The 17,815-nt window shown below is 70.7% G+C and carries 14 protein-coding genes and 1 pseudogene; 6 read left to right on the top strand and 9 right to left on the bottom strand.

Features of this window, described 5'->3' with window-relative positions:
• Positions 1-8 precede the first annotated feature (8 nt).
• On the bottom strand, positions 9-386 hold the full coding sequence (ndhC, locus tag E0H26_RS03685; protein ID WP_131300811.1) for an NADH-quinone oxidoreductase subunit A: 378 nt from the start codon (positions 384-386) through the stop codon (positions 9-11).
• A gap of 220 nt (positions 387-606) precedes the next feature.
• Here ndhC and E0H26_RS03680 point away from each other — a divergent pair, with 220 nt between their 5' ends.
• Together E0H26_RS03680 and E0H26_RS03675 are read left to right on the top strand one after the other, a co-directional pair.
• Positions 607-2,454, top strand: coding sequence for a 2-oxoacid:acceptor oxidoreductase subunit alpha (locus E0H26_RS03680; protein ID WP_131300809.1), 1,848 nt, complete (start codon positions 607-609; stop codon positions 2,452-2,454).
• Positions 2,447-3,484, top strand: a complete 1,038-nt coding sequence (locus E0H26_RS03675; protein ID WP_131300806.1) for a 2-oxoacid:ferredoxin oxidoreductase subunit beta — start codon at positions 2,447-2,449, stop codon at positions 3,482-3,484. The genes E0H26_RS03680 and E0H26_RS03675 overlap by 8 nt, the downstream gene beginning before the upstream one ends.
• A 288-nt stretch (positions 3,485-3,772) precedes the next feature.
• On the opposite strand, the gene E0H26_RS03670 is transcribed toward E0H26_RS03675, so the two are convergent.
• The gene (locus E0H26_RS03670; RefSeq protein WP_131300804.1) at positions 3,773-4,414 is read right to left on the bottom strand and encodes an FMN-dependent NADH-azoreductase; all 642 of its coding nucleotides are present in this window, start codon (positions 4,412-4,414) and stop codon (positions 3,773-3,775) included.
• Positions 4,415-4,497: 83 nt separating this feature from the next.
• Between E0H26_RS03670 and E0H26_RS03665 the strand changes: the two genes are divergently transcribed.
• Positions 4,498-4,998, top strand: coding sequence for a MarR family winged helix-turn-helix transcriptional regulator (locus E0H26_RS03665; RefSeq protein WP_131300802.1), 501 nt, complete (start codon positions 4,498-4,500; stop codon positions 4,996-4,998).
• A 3-nt stretch (positions 4,999-5,001) separates the two neighbouring features.
• Here E0H26_RS03665 and E0H26_RS03660 read toward each other — a convergent pair whose 3' ends face one another.
• Positions 5,002-6,015 (bottom strand): potassium channel family protein, encoded by a 1,014-nt coding sequence (locus E0H26_RS03660; RefSeq protein ID WP_131300800.1) that lies wholly within the window; start codon positions 6,013-6,015, stop codon positions 5,002-5,004.
• A 205-nt stretch (positions 6,016-6,220) separates the two neighbouring features.
• On the opposite strand from E0H26_RS03660, the pseudogene E0H26_RS03655 reads away from it, so the two are divergent.
• Positions 6,221-6,466, top strand: a pseudogene (locus E0H26_RS03655) (helix-turn-helix domain-containing protein); the annotation flags it as partial.
• A 769-nt stretch (positions 6,467-7,235) separates the two neighbouring features.
• Positions 7,236-7,823 carry a ClpP family protease gene (locus E0H26_RS03650; RefSeq protein ID WP_131300798.1) on the top strand — a complete coding sequence of 196 codons (588 nt, stop codon included), beginning with the start codon at positions 7,236-7,238 and terminating at the stop codon, positions 7,821-7,823.
• Between the two features lie 378 nt (positions 7,824-8,201).
• Here the strand turns inward: E0H26_RS03650 and E0H26_RS03645 are convergent, their stop codons facing one another.
• Complete coding sequence (locus E0H26_RS03645) at positions 8,202-8,558, bottom strand: winged helix-turn-helix transcriptional regulator (protein WP_240741996.1); 357 nt, start codon at positions 8,556-8,558, stop codon at positions 8,202-8,204.
• A 121-nt stretch (positions 8,559-8,679) separates the two neighbouring features.
• Between E0H26_RS03645 and E0H26_RS03640 the strand changes: the two genes are divergently transcribed.
• Entirely contained in the window at positions 8,680-9,528 is an 849-nt protein-coding gene (locus E0H26_RS03640; protein ID WP_131300793.1) for an SDR family oxidoreductase, read from the top strand.
• Between the two features lie 99 nt (positions 9,529-9,627).
• Here E0H26_RS03640 and E0H26_RS03635 read toward each other — a convergent pair whose 3' ends face one another.
• Genes E0H26_RS03635 through E0H26_RS03615 form a run of 5 tightly spaced genes read right to left on the bottom strand, consistent with a single transcriptional unit; the run spans position 9,628 to position 17,814 of the window.
• Positions 9,628-10,605, bottom strand: a complete 978-nt coding sequence (locus E0H26_RS03635; RefSeq protein ID WP_165521753.1) for a phosphotransferase family protein — start codon at positions 10,603-10,605, stop codon at positions 9,628-9,630.
• On the bottom strand, positions 10,602-12,278 hold the full coding sequence (locus tag E0H26_RS03630; RefSeq protein WP_131300789.1) for an ATP-binding cassette domain-containing protein: 1,677 nt from the start codon (positions 12,276-12,278) through the stop codon (positions 10,602-10,604). Before E0H26_RS03630 ends, E0H26_RS03635 begins: the two co-directional genes overlap by 4 nt.
• A complete protein-coding gene (locus E0H26_RS03625; protein ID WP_131300787.1) occupies positions 12,271-14,037 on the bottom strand; it encodes an ABC transporter ATP-binding protein in 1,767 nt (588 codons plus the stop codon). Before E0H26_RS03625 ends, E0H26_RS03630 begins: the two co-directional genes overlap by 8 nt.
• On the bottom strand, positions 14,024-15,307 hold the full coding sequence (locus tag E0H26_RS03620; protein WP_131300785.1) for a B12-binding domain-containing radical SAM protein: 1,284 nt from the start codon (positions 15,305-15,307) through the stop codon (positions 14,024-14,026). The genes E0H26_RS03625 and E0H26_RS03620 overlap by 14 nt, the downstream gene beginning before the upstream one ends.
• Positions 15,304-17,814, bottom strand: a complete 2,511-nt coding sequence (locus E0H26_RS03615; RefSeq protein WP_131300783.1) for a lantibiotic dehydratase — start codon at positions 17,812-17,814, stop codon at positions 15,304-15,306. Before E0H26_RS03615 ends, E0H26_RS03620 begins: the two co-directional genes overlap by 4 nt.
• Between the last annotated feature and the right edge of the window lies 1 nt (position 17,815).

The raw sequence follows: 17,815 nt of genomic DNA, 5'->3' as shown, positions 1-17,815 counted from the left end.
CGGGCGGATCAGGTCCAGTCGAGGATCCGGCGCCGCCACGCGTAGAGCAGACCGACGGCGAGCACGGCCACGAAGATCGCCATCTCGACGACGGTGACCAACCCGAAGCCGGGCCGGTCGAAGATCAACGCCCAGGGGAAGAGGAAGACCGCCTCGACGGCGAACAGCACGTACAGGTAGGCGTAGACGTAGTAGCGGATCTGCATCTGCGCCCAGTCACCGCCGACCGGGTCGACACCGCACTCGTAGCTGGCGCGTTTGCCGGGCGGATCGGCCGGACGAGCGGGCCTGAGCACCCGATTCGCGGAGAACGCAACGACGAAGAAGAGGACGCTGACGAGCAGCAGCAGCCCGAGCGTCGCGTACGAGCCCAGATAGCCGGTCACGGCAGGTCAGCCTACCGGCCGGTGGCCCCGGGGTACGACCGGTCGGGCGGCGGTGATCTGGATTACCCGGGCGGTGCGAAACAACGCAATAGGCCGCATAAAACCCCACAATCTGTTCCCAGTCGGCGGACCTCCGGGGAAGGTGCGAAGCCGATTCGACGTAGGCTCTCGGTGAGGACGACGCGCCGCACCGCGGCGCGCAGCGAAGCGAGGTGCGGGCGTGACCAAGCAGATCCGCCAACTGGACCGGGTGGTCATCCGATTCGCCGGCGACTCCGGTGACGGCATGCAGCTCACCGGCGACCGGTTCACCTCGGAGACTGCGCAACTGGGCAACGACATCTCCACGCTGCCCAACTTCCCGGCCGAGATCCGGGCACCCGCCGGCACCCTGCCGGGCGTGTCGAGCTTCCAGGTGCACTTCGCCGACTACGACATCCTGACGCCGGGTGACGCACCGAACGTGCTGGTGGCGATGAACCCGGCGGCACTCAAGGCGAACCTGGCCGACCTGCCGCGCGGTGCCGACATCATCGTCAACACCGACGAGTTCACCAAGCGCAACCTGGCCAAGGTCGGGTACGCGAGCAGCCCGCTCGACGACGACACCCTCGACGGGTACGCGGTGCACCCGGTGGCGCTGACCTCGATGACCATCGGCGCGCTGGCCGAGCTCGACGTGTCCAAGAAGGACGCCGAACGGGCCAAGAACATGTTCGCCCTGGGCCTGCTGAGCTGGATGTACTCCCGGCCGTACACCTCCACGCTGCGGTTCCTGGAGCGCAAGTTCGCCAAGCGGCCCGAGCTGGTCGCGGCGAACGTGGCCGCCTTCAAGGCCGGCTGGAACTTCGGCGAGACCACCGAGGACTTCGCCGTCCGGTACGAGGTCAAGCCCGCGAAGATGCCGCCCGGCACCTACCGCAACATCACCGGCAACGCGGCGCTGTCGCTGGGCCTCGTCGCCTCCGGGGTCCGCTCCGGCCTGCCGGTCTTCCTCGGCGCGTACCCGATCACCCCGGCCTCGGACATCCTGCACGAGCTGAGCAAGCACAAGCGGTTCGGCGTGACCACCATGCAGGCCGAGGACGAGATCGCCGCGATCGGCGCCGCGCTGGGCGCCTCGTACGGTGGCGCACTCGGCGTGACCACGACCAGTGGGCCCGGGGTGGCGCTCAAGAGCGAGACCATCTCGCTGGCCGTGGCGCTGGAACTGCCGCTGGTCATCGTCGACGTGCAGCGGGCCGGCCCGTCCACCGGCATGCCGACCAAGACCGAGCAGGCCGACCTGAACATGGCGCTGTTCGGCCGGCACGGTGAGGCCCCGGTGGCGGTGATCGCGCCCAAGTCGCCGTCCGACTGCTTCTACGCCGCCCTGGAGGCGGCCCGGATCGCGTTGACCTACCGCACCCCGGTGATCCTGCTGTCGGACAACTACGTCGCCAACGGCTCCGAGCCGTGGCTGCTGCCGGACGTGGAGTCGCTACCGGACCTGCGGGTCGAGTTCGCGACCGCGCCCAACGGCGAGGACGGCACCACCTTCCTGCCGTACCTGCGCGATCCGCAGACCCTGGCCCGGCCGTGGGCCATTCCGGGCACGCCCGGTCTGGAGCACCGCATCGGCGGGCTGGAGAAGGCCGACAAGACCGGCGACATCTCGTACGACCCGACGAACCACGACTTCATGGTGCGTACCCGGGCCGCCCGGATCGAGACCATCCCGGTTCCGGACATCGAGGTCGAGGACCCGGACGGCGACGCCCGGGTGCTGGTGCTCGGCTGGGGTTCGACGTACGGCCCGATCGGCGCCGCCTGTCGTGCCCTGCGCCAGCGGGGGCTGCCGGTCGCGCAGGCGCACCTGCGGCACCTCGCGCCGATGCCGGCGAACCTGGGCACGGTGCTGGCCTCGTACGACCGGGTGGTCATTCCCGAGATGAACCTCGGCCAGCTCGCCCAGGTGATCCGGGCCCGCTACCTGGTCGACGCGATCGGCTACAACCAGGTCCGCGGCCTGCCGTTCACCGCCGCCGAGCTGGAGACGATGCTGGAAGAGGTCCTGAAGAATGTCTGAGCCCATCGCCCTCAAGCTCACCGCCAAGGACTTCAAGTCCGACCAGGAGGTGCGCTGGTGCCCCGGCTGCGGTGACTACGCGATCCTCGCCGCCGTCCAGCAGTTCATGCCGGAGCTGAACATCCCCCGGGAGAACATCGTCTTCGTCTCGGGCATCGGCTGCTCGTCGCGTTTCCCGTACTACATGAACACGTACGGGATGCACTCGATCCACGGGCGGGCTCCGGCGATCGCCACCGGCCTGTCGGTCTCCCGTCCGGACCTGTCGGTCTGGGTGGTCACCGGTGACGGCGACGCGCTCTCCATCGGTGGCAACCACCTGATCCACGCGCTGCGCCGCAACGTCAACCTCAAGATCCTGCTGTTCAACAACCGGATCTACGGCCTGACCAAGGGGCAGTACAGCCCCACCTCCGAGGTCGGCAAGATCACCAAGTCGACCCCGGTCGGCTCGGCGGACGCGCCGTTCAACCCGATCTCGCTGGCGCTGGGCGCGGAAGCCACCTTCGTCGGCCGGACCATCGACTCCGACCGCAAGCACCTCCAGTCGGTGCTGCGCGCCGCCGCCGAGCACGAAGGCTCGGCGTTCGTGGAGATCTACCAGAACTGCAACATCTTCAACGACGGGGCCTTCGACCAGCTCAAGGACCCGGGCATTCGGGACGACCACCTGATCCGCCTGGAGCACGGCCAGCCGATCACCTTCGGCAAGGACGGGCAGTTCTGCGTCGTACACCCGCCGGGTGGTTTCGGCCTGGAGGTACGCGAGACCGCCAGCACCGCCGCCGAGGAGATCGTCGTGCACGACGCGGGCGTCGCCGACCCGGCGTACGCGTTCGCGCTGTCCCGGCTGCCCGGTTTCGACCTGCGCAACACCCCGATCGGGGTGTTCCGCTCGGTGGCCCGGCCGTCCTACGACAGCGTGGTGCAGAGTCAGGTGGCCGAGGCCAAGGCGAAGGCCACCGAGACCCCCGAGCAGCAGCTCGCCGGCCTGCTGGGCAGCGGCGACACCTGGACCATCGTCGGCTGAACCGGACATCACGAAGGGCCGCTCCGCACCGGAGCGGCCCTTCGTACCGTCCACTGGCCGGGCCCTCGCCTCCGTTTACTGGCCGGGCCCGGCGCCTCGTTCACTGGCCGGGCCCTCGTCTCGTTCGCCGGCCGGACCCCTCGTCTCGTTCGCGGGCGGGCCCCTCGTTTCGACGGCCGGCGGGCAAACCCGCGCCTCCGTGGCCACCGGTGGCCACGGAACCGCCCGTCACGGGCCCGGGGACGGGCGGTTCTGCCGTGGCGGAACCCTTGCGGGCCGGGCGAGAGGTCAGACCGCCGCCGGTACCCAGAGTTCGTCGATGGCCCGTTCGGCCGCCGCCAGGCTCTCCTGGTGGCTCGGGACCAGTTCCGCCATGGCGGGCACGGTCGGGGCGAGGGTCAACTCGGTGGCGATGAACCGCGGCGCGAGGCCGGTCATCGACAGCCCGTGCGGCAGCCAGGACTCGGCGTGGTCCCAGCCCTCGCGCGGAGTACCCGAGCCGTACCCGCCGCCCCGGGAGGTCAGCACGATGAACTCGCGCTCGCCGAGCAGCCCGGCACCGGTCTCCGGGTCGTACGACAGGCCGGGCGCGATGAGCAGGTCGACCCAGGTCTTCACGCTGCTCGGCGCGCCGTAGTTGTACAGGGGCAGGCCGAGCAGAACGGTGTCGGCCCGCTTCACCTCGGCCACCAGACCCTCGGTCAGTTCCCAGGAGCGACGCTGCTCCGGCGTGTGCTGGTCGAGCGGCGTCATCCGGGCCAGGCCGCCCGCCTCGTCGAGGTGGGGCAACGGCTGCTTGCCGAGGTCCCGGTAGCTGATCGTGCCGTGCGGGTTGGCCGCCCGCCAGGCGGCCGCCGCGCGGGCGGTGAGCCGCCGGCTGACCGAGTGCTCGCCACGGATGCTCGAGTCGATGTGCAACAGGTGAGACATTGGCTAACCCTCCACAGATTGTTTGTGTAGCGCCAACCATTTATAGCAAGGACATCTTCCGCTGCGCGGGTAAAGTGGGTCACATGTCCCCCGACCAGGTCGAGCAGACAGAGCGCCGCAGCGGCGCGCTGCTCGAATACCTGGCCCGCCGGATGCGGCTGCGATCGGAGTCGGTGCTGGCACCACTCGGCCTGCGCCCCCGGCACCTCGTCGCACTCACCGTGCTGCGCGATGCGGGCGACATGAGCCAGCAAGGACTCGCCGGCACCCTTCAACTCGACGGCACCAACGTGGTGGGGCTGCTCAACGACCTCGAAGCGGACGGCCTGGTCGAGCGGCGGCGCTCACCCGAGGACCGTCGACGGCATGTGGTCAGCCTCACGCAAACCGGGGCAAAGCGCCTCAACGAGGCCGAGTGTGCCCTGGCCAGCGTCGAGGACGAGGTGCTCGGCGCGCTGAACGAAAATGAACGCGACACCCTCTACGACCTGCTGCGCCGGGCGACCAGCGAGGTACCGGCGACCTGTGCCGAGGCAGCCGCCTGTGCTGAGGTAGCGGCGGCCTGCACCGAGGAGGACCGCTAGCTCTCAGGGCAGAGTGTTCGCCGTGGGCCGGTCGTCGCGTACGTGGACCAGCATGTCGCCGGTCTCCACGACCGCGCCAGCCTGGTCCGCCAGCGTGACCACCTTCCCGCGCCGGACCAGCGCGATCACCAGCGAGTCCAGCTCGCGTGGATTCCTGCCCACCTCGTGCCGCTCGGCCGACCGCATGGCCAGCGCCATGCCCTGGCCGGGAGTCAGCAGATCCTCCACCACGTCGATCAGCGGTGGGGCGGAGGTGGAGAGGCCGAGCAGCCGACCGGCGGTGGCCGACGAGACGATCACGTGGTGCGCGCCGCTCTGCTTGAGCAGGGGCGCGTTCTCCGCCTCCCGCGCCGCCGCGATGATCCGGACCTGCCCGGCGGTGAGCTGGCGTACGGTCAGCGCCACCAGCACCGACGCGTCGTCGCTGTCGGTCGCGATGATCACCGCCTTGGCGGTACGCACGTGCGCCTGGTTGAGCACCGAGGAACGGGTCGCCGAGCCCTCGATGGCGACCAGCCCGTTCGAGGTGGCCTGCCGCAACGCCGACGCGTTGCGCTCCACCACGACGATCCTGGACTTGTCGAGCCCGTTCTCCTGAAGCGCCGAGATCGCGCTACGCCCCTTGGTGCCGTAGCCGCAGATGATGACGTGGTCCTTCAATTTCCTCTCCCACCGGTGCAGGCGGCGGCCGGTCCGGTACTGCTCGGTCAGCACCTCCAGCGTGGTGCCGACCAGGATGATCAGGAACAGCACCCGGGCCGGCGTGATGAACAGGACGTTGACCAGCCGGGCCCCCTGGGTGGCCGGCACGATGTCGCCGTATCCGGTGGTCGACAGCGAGACCACCGCGTAGTAGAAGCAGTCCAACAGGGTCAGGCCGTCGCCGTTGATGTCGCGGTACTGGTCCCGTTCGAGGTAGACCACCGCGACCACGGCGAACACCAGCCCGAGGGCGGCGGCCAACCGTAGGCTCAGCGCGCTGAGCGGGCCACGCCGCTGCGCGGGAAAATGGATCACCGCGGGACCTGCCCCGCCTCCGTCGCCTGCACGCCCACAACATAGCCCCTGGCGGGGAATCCGCACGGCGAGGCGGCCCAAGCACGTCGTCCGCGCGGCAGGCGGGCGTGCCGGTGGGACGTCGCCTCCTAGGGCGGGACGGCATCGGCGCTGGCGGGCGGGCATGATGGGGTGGTCAGCGCAGGACCGGCGAGAGTGAGGCCGCATGTCGTTGCTGCGACGGGTGATCGGCGCGGTGTTACGCCGCGAACGCCAGCGCCAGGGCCTCACCCTGCGGGAGTTGGCCCGAGCCGCCGGTGTCTCCGTGCCCTACCTGTCCGAGGTCGAACGGGGCCGCAAGGAAGCCTCTTCCGAGGTGCTCGCCGCGATCTGCCGCGCGCTCGGGCTCTACCTCTCCGACCTACTTGAGCAGGCCCGCGACGAATTGCGGCGCGTGGAGCGGCGGGTGCCCGCCGCCCCCCAGGGCAGTTACCTCCCGGCCAACCGGCGCGCCGACCCCGCAGTCGCCGCCATCAGACGAGGTACGGACGGCTCCGCTCATCCCGTCGCCCACTTCAGCGGCTTCGGCTTCAAGCCCACGTCGACCTCGCCCACCTGGCGCAATCTCGACACGCCAGCCGACCGCCGCGATCTCGACACGCCAGCCGACCGCCGCAATCTCGACACGGCAGGCAACCGGCGCAATGCCGACGCGGCAGGCGGCCGACACGATCTCGACACAGCAGGCGGCCGACGCGATCTCGACACGGCAGGCGGTCCAGGCGGTCGCGGACTGGCCCGACCCGGCTTCGGCCTCCTGCCTGGCGCCAGCGGTGCCGCTGCCGACAGCAGCCCCGCCAGCGGCGACCACATCGGCCTCGGCGGCAGCCTGATCGGCGGAATCAAGCTGATCGTCTTCCCCGCACCGACCATCCAGACCTGCACCGTCATCCGAGCCACCCTGCTCCGCCCATCCCCCCTCCACCCGTCCCCGCTTCGCCCGTCCGTGCGCCACCGCGCCGCCCGTCGAGCGAGGTCACCGCACATCGACCGCGATCTTGGTAAGAAATGGCCGCTCAGAGGGCTATTGCGTACCAAGATCTCCGCAGGCGGGGTTCTGCCGTAGGCGGATCTGCCGGAGGCAGAACCGCTGGCAGCGGAGTGAGCCCCTCGCGCACGCTGGACGCGCCGGTTCCCGGGCGAGACGACGTCGCACGCCGGCGGGCGGAGGGTGTGACGACATGATCACGATGCTGGACGACGGGCGACGGACCTTCGGTGATCAGGTGTTCGAACGGCTGTTGCGGGAGCGGATCGTCTACCTCGGCAGCGAGGTGACCGACGAGATCGCCAACCAGATCTGCGCCCAGATGCTGCTGCTCTCCGCCGAGGACCCGACGCGGGACATCCAGCTTTACATCAACTCGCCGGGCGGCTCGGTGAGCGCCGGCATGGCCGTCTACGACACCATGCGTTTCGTCCCGAACGACGTGGCCACCCTGGCGCTCGGGCTGGCCGGCTCGATGGGCCAGTTTCTGCTCACCGCAGGAACAGCCGGCAAGCGGTACGCCCTCCCGCACACCCGGATCCTGATGCACCAGCCCTCCGGTGGAATGGGCGGCACCGCCTCCGACATCACCATCCAGGCGGAGAACATGCTGCAGGTGAAGCGGACCATGCTGGAGTTGATCGCCCAGCACAGCGGGCGCACCCTGGCGGAGATCCAGCAGGACTGGGACCGGGACCGCTGGTTCACCGCCGACCAGGCCCGCCAGTACGGCCTGATCGACCAGGTTCTCAGCGCCGCCAACCAACTCTCCGCCGGCTGATTCCGGCGACGGAACCAGCCGAGACCGAGCCCGATCCGCTAGCAGCCGCACCCGATCCGTATTCGATCGCAACCCGACCCGCAGTCGATCGCGCCCGACCCGTACCGAGCCCTGTTCGGCAACGACGCGCCTGGTGGGCCCGTAGGTGGCCGCCTGCGGCAGCGAAGCAGGTTCGTAGCGGACGGTAGGCCCGGGACGCCTCGTCTCCGCTGCTGCCCGAGCCATGGTTCGTGCTAGCTCGCGGCCGTTCTCGGTGGTCACGATCTTGTTCGTCGTACACCTGCGCTCCTTCGGTCCGAATGGACGGCTGGTACGCGCACTACGTACGGTAATCGGCCCGGTTCAATCGGCGGACCTCTTTTTGCCCGACCTCGCCGGTCAGGGGCGGGTGTCGTATTGGGTGCGGGCGGCTTCCACCTCGGCGAGGTGGCCGGTGGCCCAGGCTTGCAGGCTGGAGAGCAGGGGCAGCAGGGTGCGGCCAAGATCGGTGAGCGCATAGTCGACCCGGGGCGGGACGGTGGCGTGCACGGTGCGGCTGACCAGACCGTCGCGCTCCAGGCCGCGCAGGGTCTGGGTGAGCATCTTCTGACTCACCCCGTCGATGCGTTGGGCCAACTCGCTGTAGCGCTTGACGCCGTCGGCGAGGGTCAGCACCACCAGCACGCTCCACCGGTCACCGATCCGGTCGAGCACCTGGCGGCTGCCGCAGTTGCGGTCGTACAGGTTCGGCTCCACGTCTTTACTCTCCAACAGAGTGTGGCGCACTTCAAGGTGCCCACTCTCCAACGGGAAGCAACGCCACGGTGTTCCGGGTTGACGACGAGGTCAGATCGTTTTCCTGGAGGGAGCAACACCCATGTCAATCGTCGTCACCGGGGCCACCGGACATCTCGGCCGGCTGATCGTCACCGCGCTGCTGGACCGGGGCGTACCGGCGGGCCAGATCGTGGCGCTGGGCCGGGACAGCGGCCGGCTGGCGGAGCTGTCCGGGCTCGGCGTCACCGTGCGGCGCGCCGACTACGACGACCTCGACTCGCTGCGCGCCGCGTTCGCCGGAGCCGAGAAGCTGATGTTCGTCTCCGGCAGTGAGGTCGGCCGGCGGATCGGCCAGCACCGCAACGTGGTCGCCGCCGCCAAGGAGGCCGGCATCGGTCTGGTCGTCTACACCAGCATCGCCAAGGCCGACACCTCCAGCCTCGCCCTCGCCACCGAGCACCGGGCCACCGAACAGGAGATCATCGCCGCCGGGCTGCCGTACGTCTTCCTGCGCAACAGCTGGTACCTGGAGAACTACCTGCCACAACTGCCCACGTACCTGGAGCACGGTGTGGCCGGCGCGGCCGGTGACGGCCGGATCAGCGCCGCCGCCCGCGCCGACTTCGCGCAGGCCGCCGCGGCGGTACTCACCGGCGACGGGCACACCGACCGGGCGTACGAACTGGGCGGCCCCGCGTTCACCCTGGCCGAGCTGGCCGCCGAGGTGTCCCGGCAGAGCGGCCGCGAGGTCGGCTACACCGACCTGTCGGTGGAGAAGTACGTCGAGGTCCTGGTCGGTGCCGGCCTGCCGGAGGCGTACGCCGAACTGCTGGCCGACAGCGACCGAGGTGCCGCCGAGGGCGAGCTGTACGTCGAGACCGACGACCTGGCCACGCTGATCGGACGGCCACCGGTCACCCTTGCCGAGGCGATCCGCACCGCACTCTGACCACCGACCCGCCCGCCCGGCGCCACGTCGGGCGGGCGGGCCGTCGCCAGCACCCCAGATGCCGCCAGCGAGTCGGCAACGCGGGGTTCGCCGCCCCGCTCAGGTCCGGCCGCCCAAGGCGCCCTCACACTGCTCGATCAGCACACCCAGGCGGTCTCCGACCCAGGTCTGCCGGGTCGCGTCGGGTGCGTACGCGAAGAAGATGACCCCGAGCATCAGCACGGTGTCGAGTCGCACCAATGCCTCCAGGGCCGGATCGAGTTCCGGTAGCGGTGCGACCCGCTGGTATCCGTCGCGCACCTCGACTTCGCAGAGCCCGTTCTCGGGCAGCTGGGCGTACTCCGACAGGCGGGCCAGCTCCATGCCCGGATGGCCCACCATGGCGCAGGTCCAGTCGACCCAGCCGGTGATCCGGTCGTCGGCGCTGAGCAGGTTGCAGGCGCGGATGTCGAGGTGCAGCAACGCGGGGCTGCCGGAGATCGGCTCCAGGGCGGCGATGGCCGCATCGAGGGTGGGAGCCGGCGGCAGGGCGGGCAGGTGTTCGATCATCTGGGACCATCGGCGCCGCAACCGCCGGGCCACCGCCTCGGCCACCGGGTATCCGTCATGGTCCAGCGGATCGAGTCCCGGTGGTAGGGGCGCCTCGTGCAGCCGCGCCAGCAGCTCACCGATCTGTACGCTCTCCGCGCCGTCCCGGTCGCTGGGCAGGAAACCGGACACCAGCACCGGCCCGGCCGCCGTCTGCACCATGGCGAGCGGCTCCGCGACCGGGAAGCCCATCGCGTAGAGGTGCCCGCAGATCAGCTGTTCCTGCCCCAGCGATCGCTCGGCGGTGAAGGGTTTGCGCCCGGGGAACCGGTAGGCCCGGTAGCGGGGCACCCGCACCGCCACCAGTCCGTGCTCGGAGCTGACGGCGCGGTGTACGACGAACTCCAGGCCCGAACCGGCGGGAGCCAGGTCGGTCAACTGGAGCTTCTCCACCGCCTCGGCAACGGCGGCCTCGATGTTCACCAGGTCGTTGCTGTCGTAGCTGCTGTCCGCGTTCGCTCCCGCGGTCGGGCTGTCCAGATCGGTCACGCTGTCTCCTGTGCGGCTGCTTCTTGGACGGTCAGGACACCATTCGACACACAGAGGTTCACCGCCGCCGCGTCGGCGACGTCCTGCCGCTCGGTCACCACCACCACGGTGCGGTTCCGCGCCTCTTCCACCAGCTCCGCCGCGAGCCGCCGCGCCGTCTCGGCGTCCAGACCGCTGAACGGATCATCGAGGACCAGCACCCGCGCCGGGGACAACAGCGCCCGGGCCAGCCGCACCCGCTGCCGCTGGCCGCCGGAGAGGTGTCCGCCCCCTTCGCCGAGCAGCGTGTCGTAGCCGTCGGGCAGGGACCGGGCGAACTCGTCGACCCCCGCGCGGTCCGCCGCCGACGTCTGCTCCCGCTGCCCGGCGTCGAGCCGCCCGACCCGGACGTTGTCGGCAAGGCTCGTCGAGAACAGCGCGTCCTCCTCGTCGACGTGGGCCACCACGTTGGACAGGACGACCGGATCCCACGCGTCGGTGGGGTCCCCGTCGATCCAGACCCCGCCGGCCCGAGGTGCCCGCAGGCCAGCGAGGGTGCGGGCCAGCACGGATTTTCCCGCTCCGACCTCGCCGGTGATCACCACGAGCGACCGGGGCGCGATGGTGAGGTTCGTGCCGACCGACGAGGCACCGGGCGCAACGTCGAGCACCAGGCCACGGGCGGTGATGACGGGGACGTCCACGGATGGTGTCGCCCGCAGGGAGGACGGCGGGGCCGCAAGGGCGAACGTGGCCGCGAGCCGGCGGAGCGCGCCCCGCCCGTCGGCGACCAGGCTGAAGGCGATCACCGCGCTGAAGGCCGGCGCGCCGAGCAGCATGAGCACGCCGGTGTAGCCGGCCAGGTCACCCAGGCTCAGGGTGCCCCGGTTGGCAAGCAGCAGCGCGTGGCCGAAGCCGACCCCCTGGGCGACGCCGAGCAGGAGGAACATGGGGGCGCGTCGCTCCGTACCGGCCCGGCGTACCACCGTGTCGTGGTGGGCGACGGCGGCGGTGCGCAGCCGGTCCCAGACCGCGTCGGGCAGGTCCGCGTCGCGGATCGCCTCGACGTTGCCGAGTGCCTCGGCGACCACCGCAACCAATGACGTGCCGTCCTGGCGGACCCGCTCGGCGGCGGTCGTCAGCGAGCGCAGGTGGCGTGCGCCGACGACCAGATAGCCGACGGTGAACAGCGCTGGTGCCAGCAGCAGCGAGGGGTGGTAGAGCGGGGCCACCGCGATGGCGACCACCAGGAACGCCAGCGACGAGACGGTGATGTCCAGCCCGGGGTAGATCGCCGCCCGCACCACGCGCAGGTCACCGACCAACCCGTTGGCCAGCGACAGGCGGTGCGCCGGGTCGCCGTGGTGCAGCGTCTGCCGCACCAGCACCGTACGCAGGTCGCGCTCGGTCCGGGCGGCGAAGGCGATCGCGGCGCGCTGGCGCAGCTGCAGCACCGCCGCCCGGAGCAGTTGGCTGGCGAGCAGGACGGCGGCACCGAGGGCGAGTAGCCGGCCGGTGGCGCCGCCCGCCAACACGCCGTCGACGGCGAAGCCCGTCACCACCGGGGCGAGGACGGCGAACCCGGCGGCGGCCAGCCCTCCGAGGAGCGAACCGACCAGCACCGGCCAGGAGCGGGCGGCCCGTGCGACGAGCCAGGCCCGGAGTTCCGTCGGTCCGGACAGTCGATCAGGCACGGATCGCCCCCACCAGGTGATCCGCGTGCAGCGCCGCGTACGTCCCGTCGGCGTTCAGTAGTTCGTCGTGGGTCCCCTGCTCGACGATCCGTCCCGCGTCGAGCAGGACCAGCAGGTCCAGTTCCCGAACCGTGTCGAGCCGGTGCGCGATGACCAGGCAGGTGGCCTGATCGAGCAGCGACCACATCGCCTCGCGCAGGTGTTTCTCGGTCGAGCTGTCCAGGTGCGCGGCGGGCTCGTCGAGCAGCACCAGACCCGGCTCCTTGACCAGCGCCCGCAGGATCCCGACGATCTGCCGCTGCCCGGCCGAGAGTCCCGCGCCACCCGGCCCCACGTCGGCGCGCAGGCCACCCGGCAGCGTCGCCAACCAGTCGGCCAGCCCCGCCCGGTGGATCAGCTGGAGCAGATCGTCGTCGGTGGCGGTCGGGCGGGTCAGGCGCAGATTGTCCGCCAGGGTGCCCGAGAAGAGCTGCGGACGCTGCGGCAGGTAGGCCACCACGCGGCGCAGTTCCGGCTCGGGCCAGCGCGGCAGGGGCATTCCGTCCAGCAGCACCGCGCCGCCGGCCAGCGGGTGAAGCCCGGCAACCGCCTTGATCAGGCTCGACTTGCCGGTGCCGGACCGCCCCACCAGCCCGATCCGGGAACCGGCCGGCACCCGCAACGACACGCCGCGCAGCGCCTCGGTCCCGTTGTGGTAACGCAGGCGCACCTGGTCAAGGCTGAGTTCCACGGCTCGGGCCGCCGGCCGCCGTGGCGAGTGTTCCTCGCCGGGCAGGGTGCCCGGCCGCTCGTCCCGGTCGAGGATCTCGAAGACCCGGGCGGCATTCGCCGCCGCCTGCTGAACCTGGGCCTCAAGCGCCCCCGCCGAGGAGAGCGTCCAGGAGATCCGGTCCGCGGCGACGACGAAGAGGTACCAGGCGGAGACACCGATCACCGCGGCGCCCACCAGCAGCCCTCCTCCCCACACCACGCCGGCCATGGCCAGTCCGACCAGCACCGCCATGATCGGCATGAGCAGCGCGGCCCGGGTCATGGCGGAGTGCCAGGACGCGGCGGCGGCACGGTTCGCCCGACCGACCGCCTCGTCCAGCAGATCCTGGGCCCGGTACGACTGGATCACCCGCAGACCGGCCGTCAACTCCTGCACCAGGGAGGACACCGCACCCGCGTCGGCTGCCGCCCGCGCCGCCGACGCAGCCGTGTAGCGCCGGAACACCCTGCCCACCAGGATTATCAGTGCACCACAGAGCAGGGTGAGGATGGTCAGCCGCCAGTCCAGCACCAGCATCAGCGGCAGCAGCAACGCGACCACGATCACCTGCTGCGCCAGTTCCAGCAGCCGGAAGACGCTCTCGCCGAACTCGTCCAGTTCGTGCGTGGCCCGGCTCAGCAAGGTGCTGCGTGGGTAGCGGTCGTGCAGGTCGAGGCCGCCGCGCAGCGCGCACCGCAGCAGGTCGAGCCGGAGTTCGAGCACGGTACGGGCGATCAGCCGCCGGGCCAGGTGGACGCGAATCCAGTTGAGCGCCCAGACGACGACGCCGATCGCGACGGCGGTGACCGCGAGCGTCCAGACGGCACGCCGGTCCGACCGCGTCGCCGCGTCGACGCCGTAGGCGACGGCCACCGGGAACGCGGCCGACACCAGCGCCATGCCCAACGATGCCGTCAGGAGACCGAGGGCCAGGCGCCGCTCCCGGCAGAACCGGGCCAACGCCTGTCGCCCCACTGTCACCCGGTCGGCCCCGTCACCGTTGTTCAACGGGTTCCTCCACCCGGAGCCGGTTCTCGACGTAGTTGGGCAGTAGGAGGATTTCCTTGTGCACCGCGCCCACCTCTGACCGGCCGAGGATCTCCCGCTGAAGCTCGGACGCCACCTGCGCGTACTCGGTCCAACTGGTCGGTCGCGCCATCCCTTCGGTGTGCTTGTTCCACAGCGAGGTGAACGGCCGTGGCAGCAGCACGCTCGGATGGAACGTGGCCGGCAGGTCACGGAGGAAGTCGTGCAGTTCCCGCGCCTTCGCCGGATCGCCGTTCTCGGTGCCGAAGAGGATGAAGACCAGCGGCTGGATGCCGGCGTCGTTGGTCTGCCGCACCGCTTCCTCGATGGCCTCCCGTCCGGTCGGCTTGTCCATGTCCAGGTCAGCGATCCAGGGCGACTCGACCCCGTAGAAGATGCCGGTGCATCCGGCCGAGCGCATGTCCGCCAGCAGTTCCGGATTCACCCGCTCCACCCGGGTCTGGCAGATCCAGGAGACGTCCAGCTTCTCCGCGCGGATCAGGGCGCACAGCTCCCGTACCCAGGTGGGGACGATGGTGAACGTGTAGTCCAGGAAGAAGAAGTGTCGTACGCCCCGTTCCCGCTGGGCCCGCATCTCCGCCACGACCTGTTCGGGATCACGCCGACGGATCTTCGCGCCGAACCAGACGAAGCAGTAGCTGCACGTGTACGGGCACCCGCGATTGGCGAAGATCAGCCCGGTGGTCCCGTTACGGATGGCACCGGACGGGTCGACCACCTCACCCCAGTAGCGATGCACGTCGACCAGGTCGTAGTCGGGCACCGGCAGGGTCTGCGGGTCGACCTGCTGCGGTATGTCGTCAAACGGGCCGTGCAGCGCCAAGGGGTCGGCGGTCACCCGCGCGACGAACGCCGGTACGGCCGACTCCAACTCGCCGGGGAGCGACGCATCGACGTCAAGATCGCGGCGGGTCATCTCCGGTTCCATGCTGGCGTGCACACCAGCCGCCACGATGGGCACCCCCGGATGCCGCTGCCGCACCATGGCCACGAGTTCCCGGGACTTTTCCAGCGAGATCGAGTTGCACTGTGTCAGGTCGTACGTCTGGGTGATGACGATGACCAGGTCTGGGTCACCGAGCTTGACCTGGTCCTCCCCCAGTCGCGCGTCGACGAGGTAGGCGTCGTGACCCTGCTGCCGCAGGATCGTCGCCGTGTAGAGCGACTCCACGGGCTGCTGCACGAACAACAATGGCCGGTCCGGCATGGCAACCAGCAGACAGATCTTCATGAACGGTCCCCGTTTTCTGTAGTGCGGAGCGAACCGGAGAAGACGGCGTACCGCAGCTCGGTCGTGTACCGCTGTCCATCCAGGTGCAGCCAGAGCTGGCTCGGGCCCGGCAACATCTCGCTGAGCTCGACCACTCCGTCGGTCTGCCGGGCGATTCGGCAGACCTGGCGCACCAACATCGCCGAGTCGAGGTCCAGGTAGATCGGCTTGGGCTCGCCGGGCAGTCGCGCGAAGACGTGCCGTGGCAGCCCCAGCCGCTCGCGCAGGTCCTGCACGGCACGGAACTCAGCCGGGTCGCCGGAGATGCCGGCAACGGCGGTCGGCCGCCACAGCTGATCCGCCGGTACGCGCCAACTTTCCCGGCGTAGGACCAGCCGCCCCGAGGTGATGCGCGGCACGTGCGGCAGCGCACTCGGGATCCCGATCCCGCCGAAGTGTCGAGGAAAGGAGAACGGGGTCAGTGGGTCCCGCCGGATCGAGCGACCCCCGGCGGGGGTGGTGAGCAGCCGTAGCCGGTGGGGCACGCCCCGGGCGTACAGGTCGATCTGCCCGTCGGCCGCCCTGAGGTACAGCTGGTCCGGCTGGATCACCTGGCTGCGTGGCTTCGCCGAGCGCCCGGTGATCTCGATGTCCGGGCACGGGAAGCGGAGCTGGACGGCGGTCTTGTTCGGATGCGACCGGACCAGGTCACAGAGCACTTCGTCGGAGTCGAGCAGGCCCCCGTACGCCGCGTGGACAAGGTCGGCAAGCTCCGGTGCCCGTTCGGCCAGCAGCGGGCTGAGGCTGCTGTGCGCCAGCAGTTCGCGGACGGCGTGGCATTCGCCCACCACGACCTGGTAGTCGCCGTCGGCGACGGCGTCGGCGGAACTGGCCGCCAGCATGATGTCCGGATTGCAGACCGCCGACGGGACGGTCGGCAGGCCCGCGACGAGGGCGGCGAGCCGCTCCGCCGGCACCTCCACCGCGCGGGCGTCAAGATCCGCGTCGGCGAGCAGGGTGCCGACGAGGTGCCGCTCAAGCTGCGCGACCTGCTCGTCGACCGGGCGGCTCCGCTCGGCCAGCAGCGCCCGATCCTCGACGTGTGCGGCGTAGAAGTCGGGCAGTGCGACGTCGCGGCCGGCGCCGAACCGACCGCTGACCCACTCCGCGAGCAGGGCCCGCTCGGCCAGCATCCGCGCCCGGGAGCCCGCCAACGCGATCTGGTACGCCGGGACGAGGTCCTCGGTGAGGAGGCGGGCCAGATCGGGGCCGAAGGTGAAGTCCGCGGCCCGGCTGTGGCATTCCTCGTACACCAGTGACCGGTCCGCGTAGATGCGCCCCTCGCCCCGGTGGGCCGGTGCCCCGGTCGCCTCGGTGAACGCGAGCTTCATCTGCTCCAGCACCGGCGCCCGCCGCCCGTACTCCGCCGCCCCGAACTCGGCTAGCAGCTTGCCGAAGGTGTCGAGCAGTCCGTGCGCCGAGGAGGCCGCCGGAGACGTGGCCGGCGACGGCAATGCCGCGCGGAGCGCGGCCAGCGGATCCGGCTCGCCGACCGGGATCTCGAAGTGGGCCACCAGATGGCCGCGCGCGGCCAGGTCGGCGAGGACGCCGTCGAGGTCGCCGCCGGGCCACTCGGCCCGCAGTTCCGCGAGTGTCCGCTCACCGTCGCAACGCCCGAGCAACCAGGTCTGCTCCGGGTCGAGAACGACGTCGTCGGTCTGGTCGAACCGCCAGTCGGAGATCAGGCCGCTGCTGGTCGTCGGGGCGTACTGCCGTAGTCGACGGCCGTCCAGTAAGGCCAACGGCGAACGTCGCGGCCGCACCTGGTCACGCAGCGGTGCCTGGCTGGCGAAACGGCGTCCCAGTGCCTCGGCCGCCCAGTGGGTGAAGAAGTCCACCCGGCGGCCGGCCTTACGGTCGGACCAGTGCAGGCCGGGCTCGGTACCCAGCAACGCGACCGAGATCGGGCCGAAGTGGGCGGTCGTGTCGTTCTTGGCGGTGACCCGTTGCAGGTAACGACAGAGCAGATCCGCCATCCGCCGGTAGGTCCGCGAGGTCGGGTCGACGTCCGGCTCGGCCAGCCAACGGGCGAACCGTGGGTAGTGGGCATCGTTGGACAGCAACAGCACCTCACGCAGCGCCGGATCGGCGCGGAAGGCGTCCACGACGCTGCGACGGCCCTGCGCCAGCCAGGCGCGGTGCAGCTCCGCGAACTCCCGCCACTCGCCCTGGAGCTGGGCCACCGCCTCCCGGTAGCGGCGCGAGCCCGCAACCGAGTCCGGCACCGGTGCCAACATGCCGATCCGGGCGGCCACGGTCGCCGACACCGGGCCACCGGCGGCACGCAGTTGGTCCCGCAGCTCACCGGCGGCGCGCCGGGCCGTGGCCTCAGCCGTACGCAGGCGGACCATCCTGCTGGTCACCGTGCTGTCGGCGAGCGGTTCCAGCAGGTCGACCGGGAAACCCGCCTGGCGCACCATCACGACCGGCAAAGCCGTCCACGACGCGGCGTCCTGCCTCGGCGTCATC

Source organism: Micromonospora zingiberis, from assembly GCF_004331455.1.
Taxonomy (GTDB): domain Bacteria; phylum Actinomycetota; class Actinomycetes; order Mycobacteriales; family Micromonosporaceae; genus Micromonospora; species Micromonospora zingiberis.
The sequence above is the reverse complement of the archived record's forward strand: the minus strand, read 5'-3'. Positions and strand labels throughout refer to the sequence as shown.

Coding starts and splice junctions, on each gene's coding strand:
- E0H26_RS03675 (WP_131300806.1), top strand. CDS start 2,447: ATGTCTGAGCCCATCGCCCTCAAGCTCACCGCCAAGGACTTCAAGTCC.
- E0H26_RS03670 (WP_131300804.1), bottom strand. CDS start 4,414: ATGTCTCACCTGTTGCACATCGACTCGAGCATCCGTGGCGAGCACTCG.
- E0H26_RS03665 (WP_131300802.1), top strand. CDS start 4,498: ATGTCCCCCGACCAGGTCGAGCAGACAGAGCGCCGCAGCGGCGCGCTG.
- E0H26_RS03650 (WP_131300798.1), top strand. CDS start 7,236: ATGATCACGATGCTGGACGACGGGCGACGGACCTTCGGTGATCAGGTG.
- E0H26_RS03640 (WP_131300793.1), top strand. CDS start 8,680: ATGTCAATCGTCGTCACCGGGGCCACCGGACATCTCGGCCGGCTGATC.
- E0H26_RS03620 (WP_131300785.1), bottom strand. CDS start 15,307: ATGAAGATCTGTCTGCTGGTTGCCATGCCGGACCGGCCATTGTTGTTC.
- E0H26_RS03615 (WP_131300783.1), bottom strand. CDS start 17,814: ATGACGCCGAGGCAGGACGCCGCGTCGTGGACGGCTTTGCCGGTCGTG.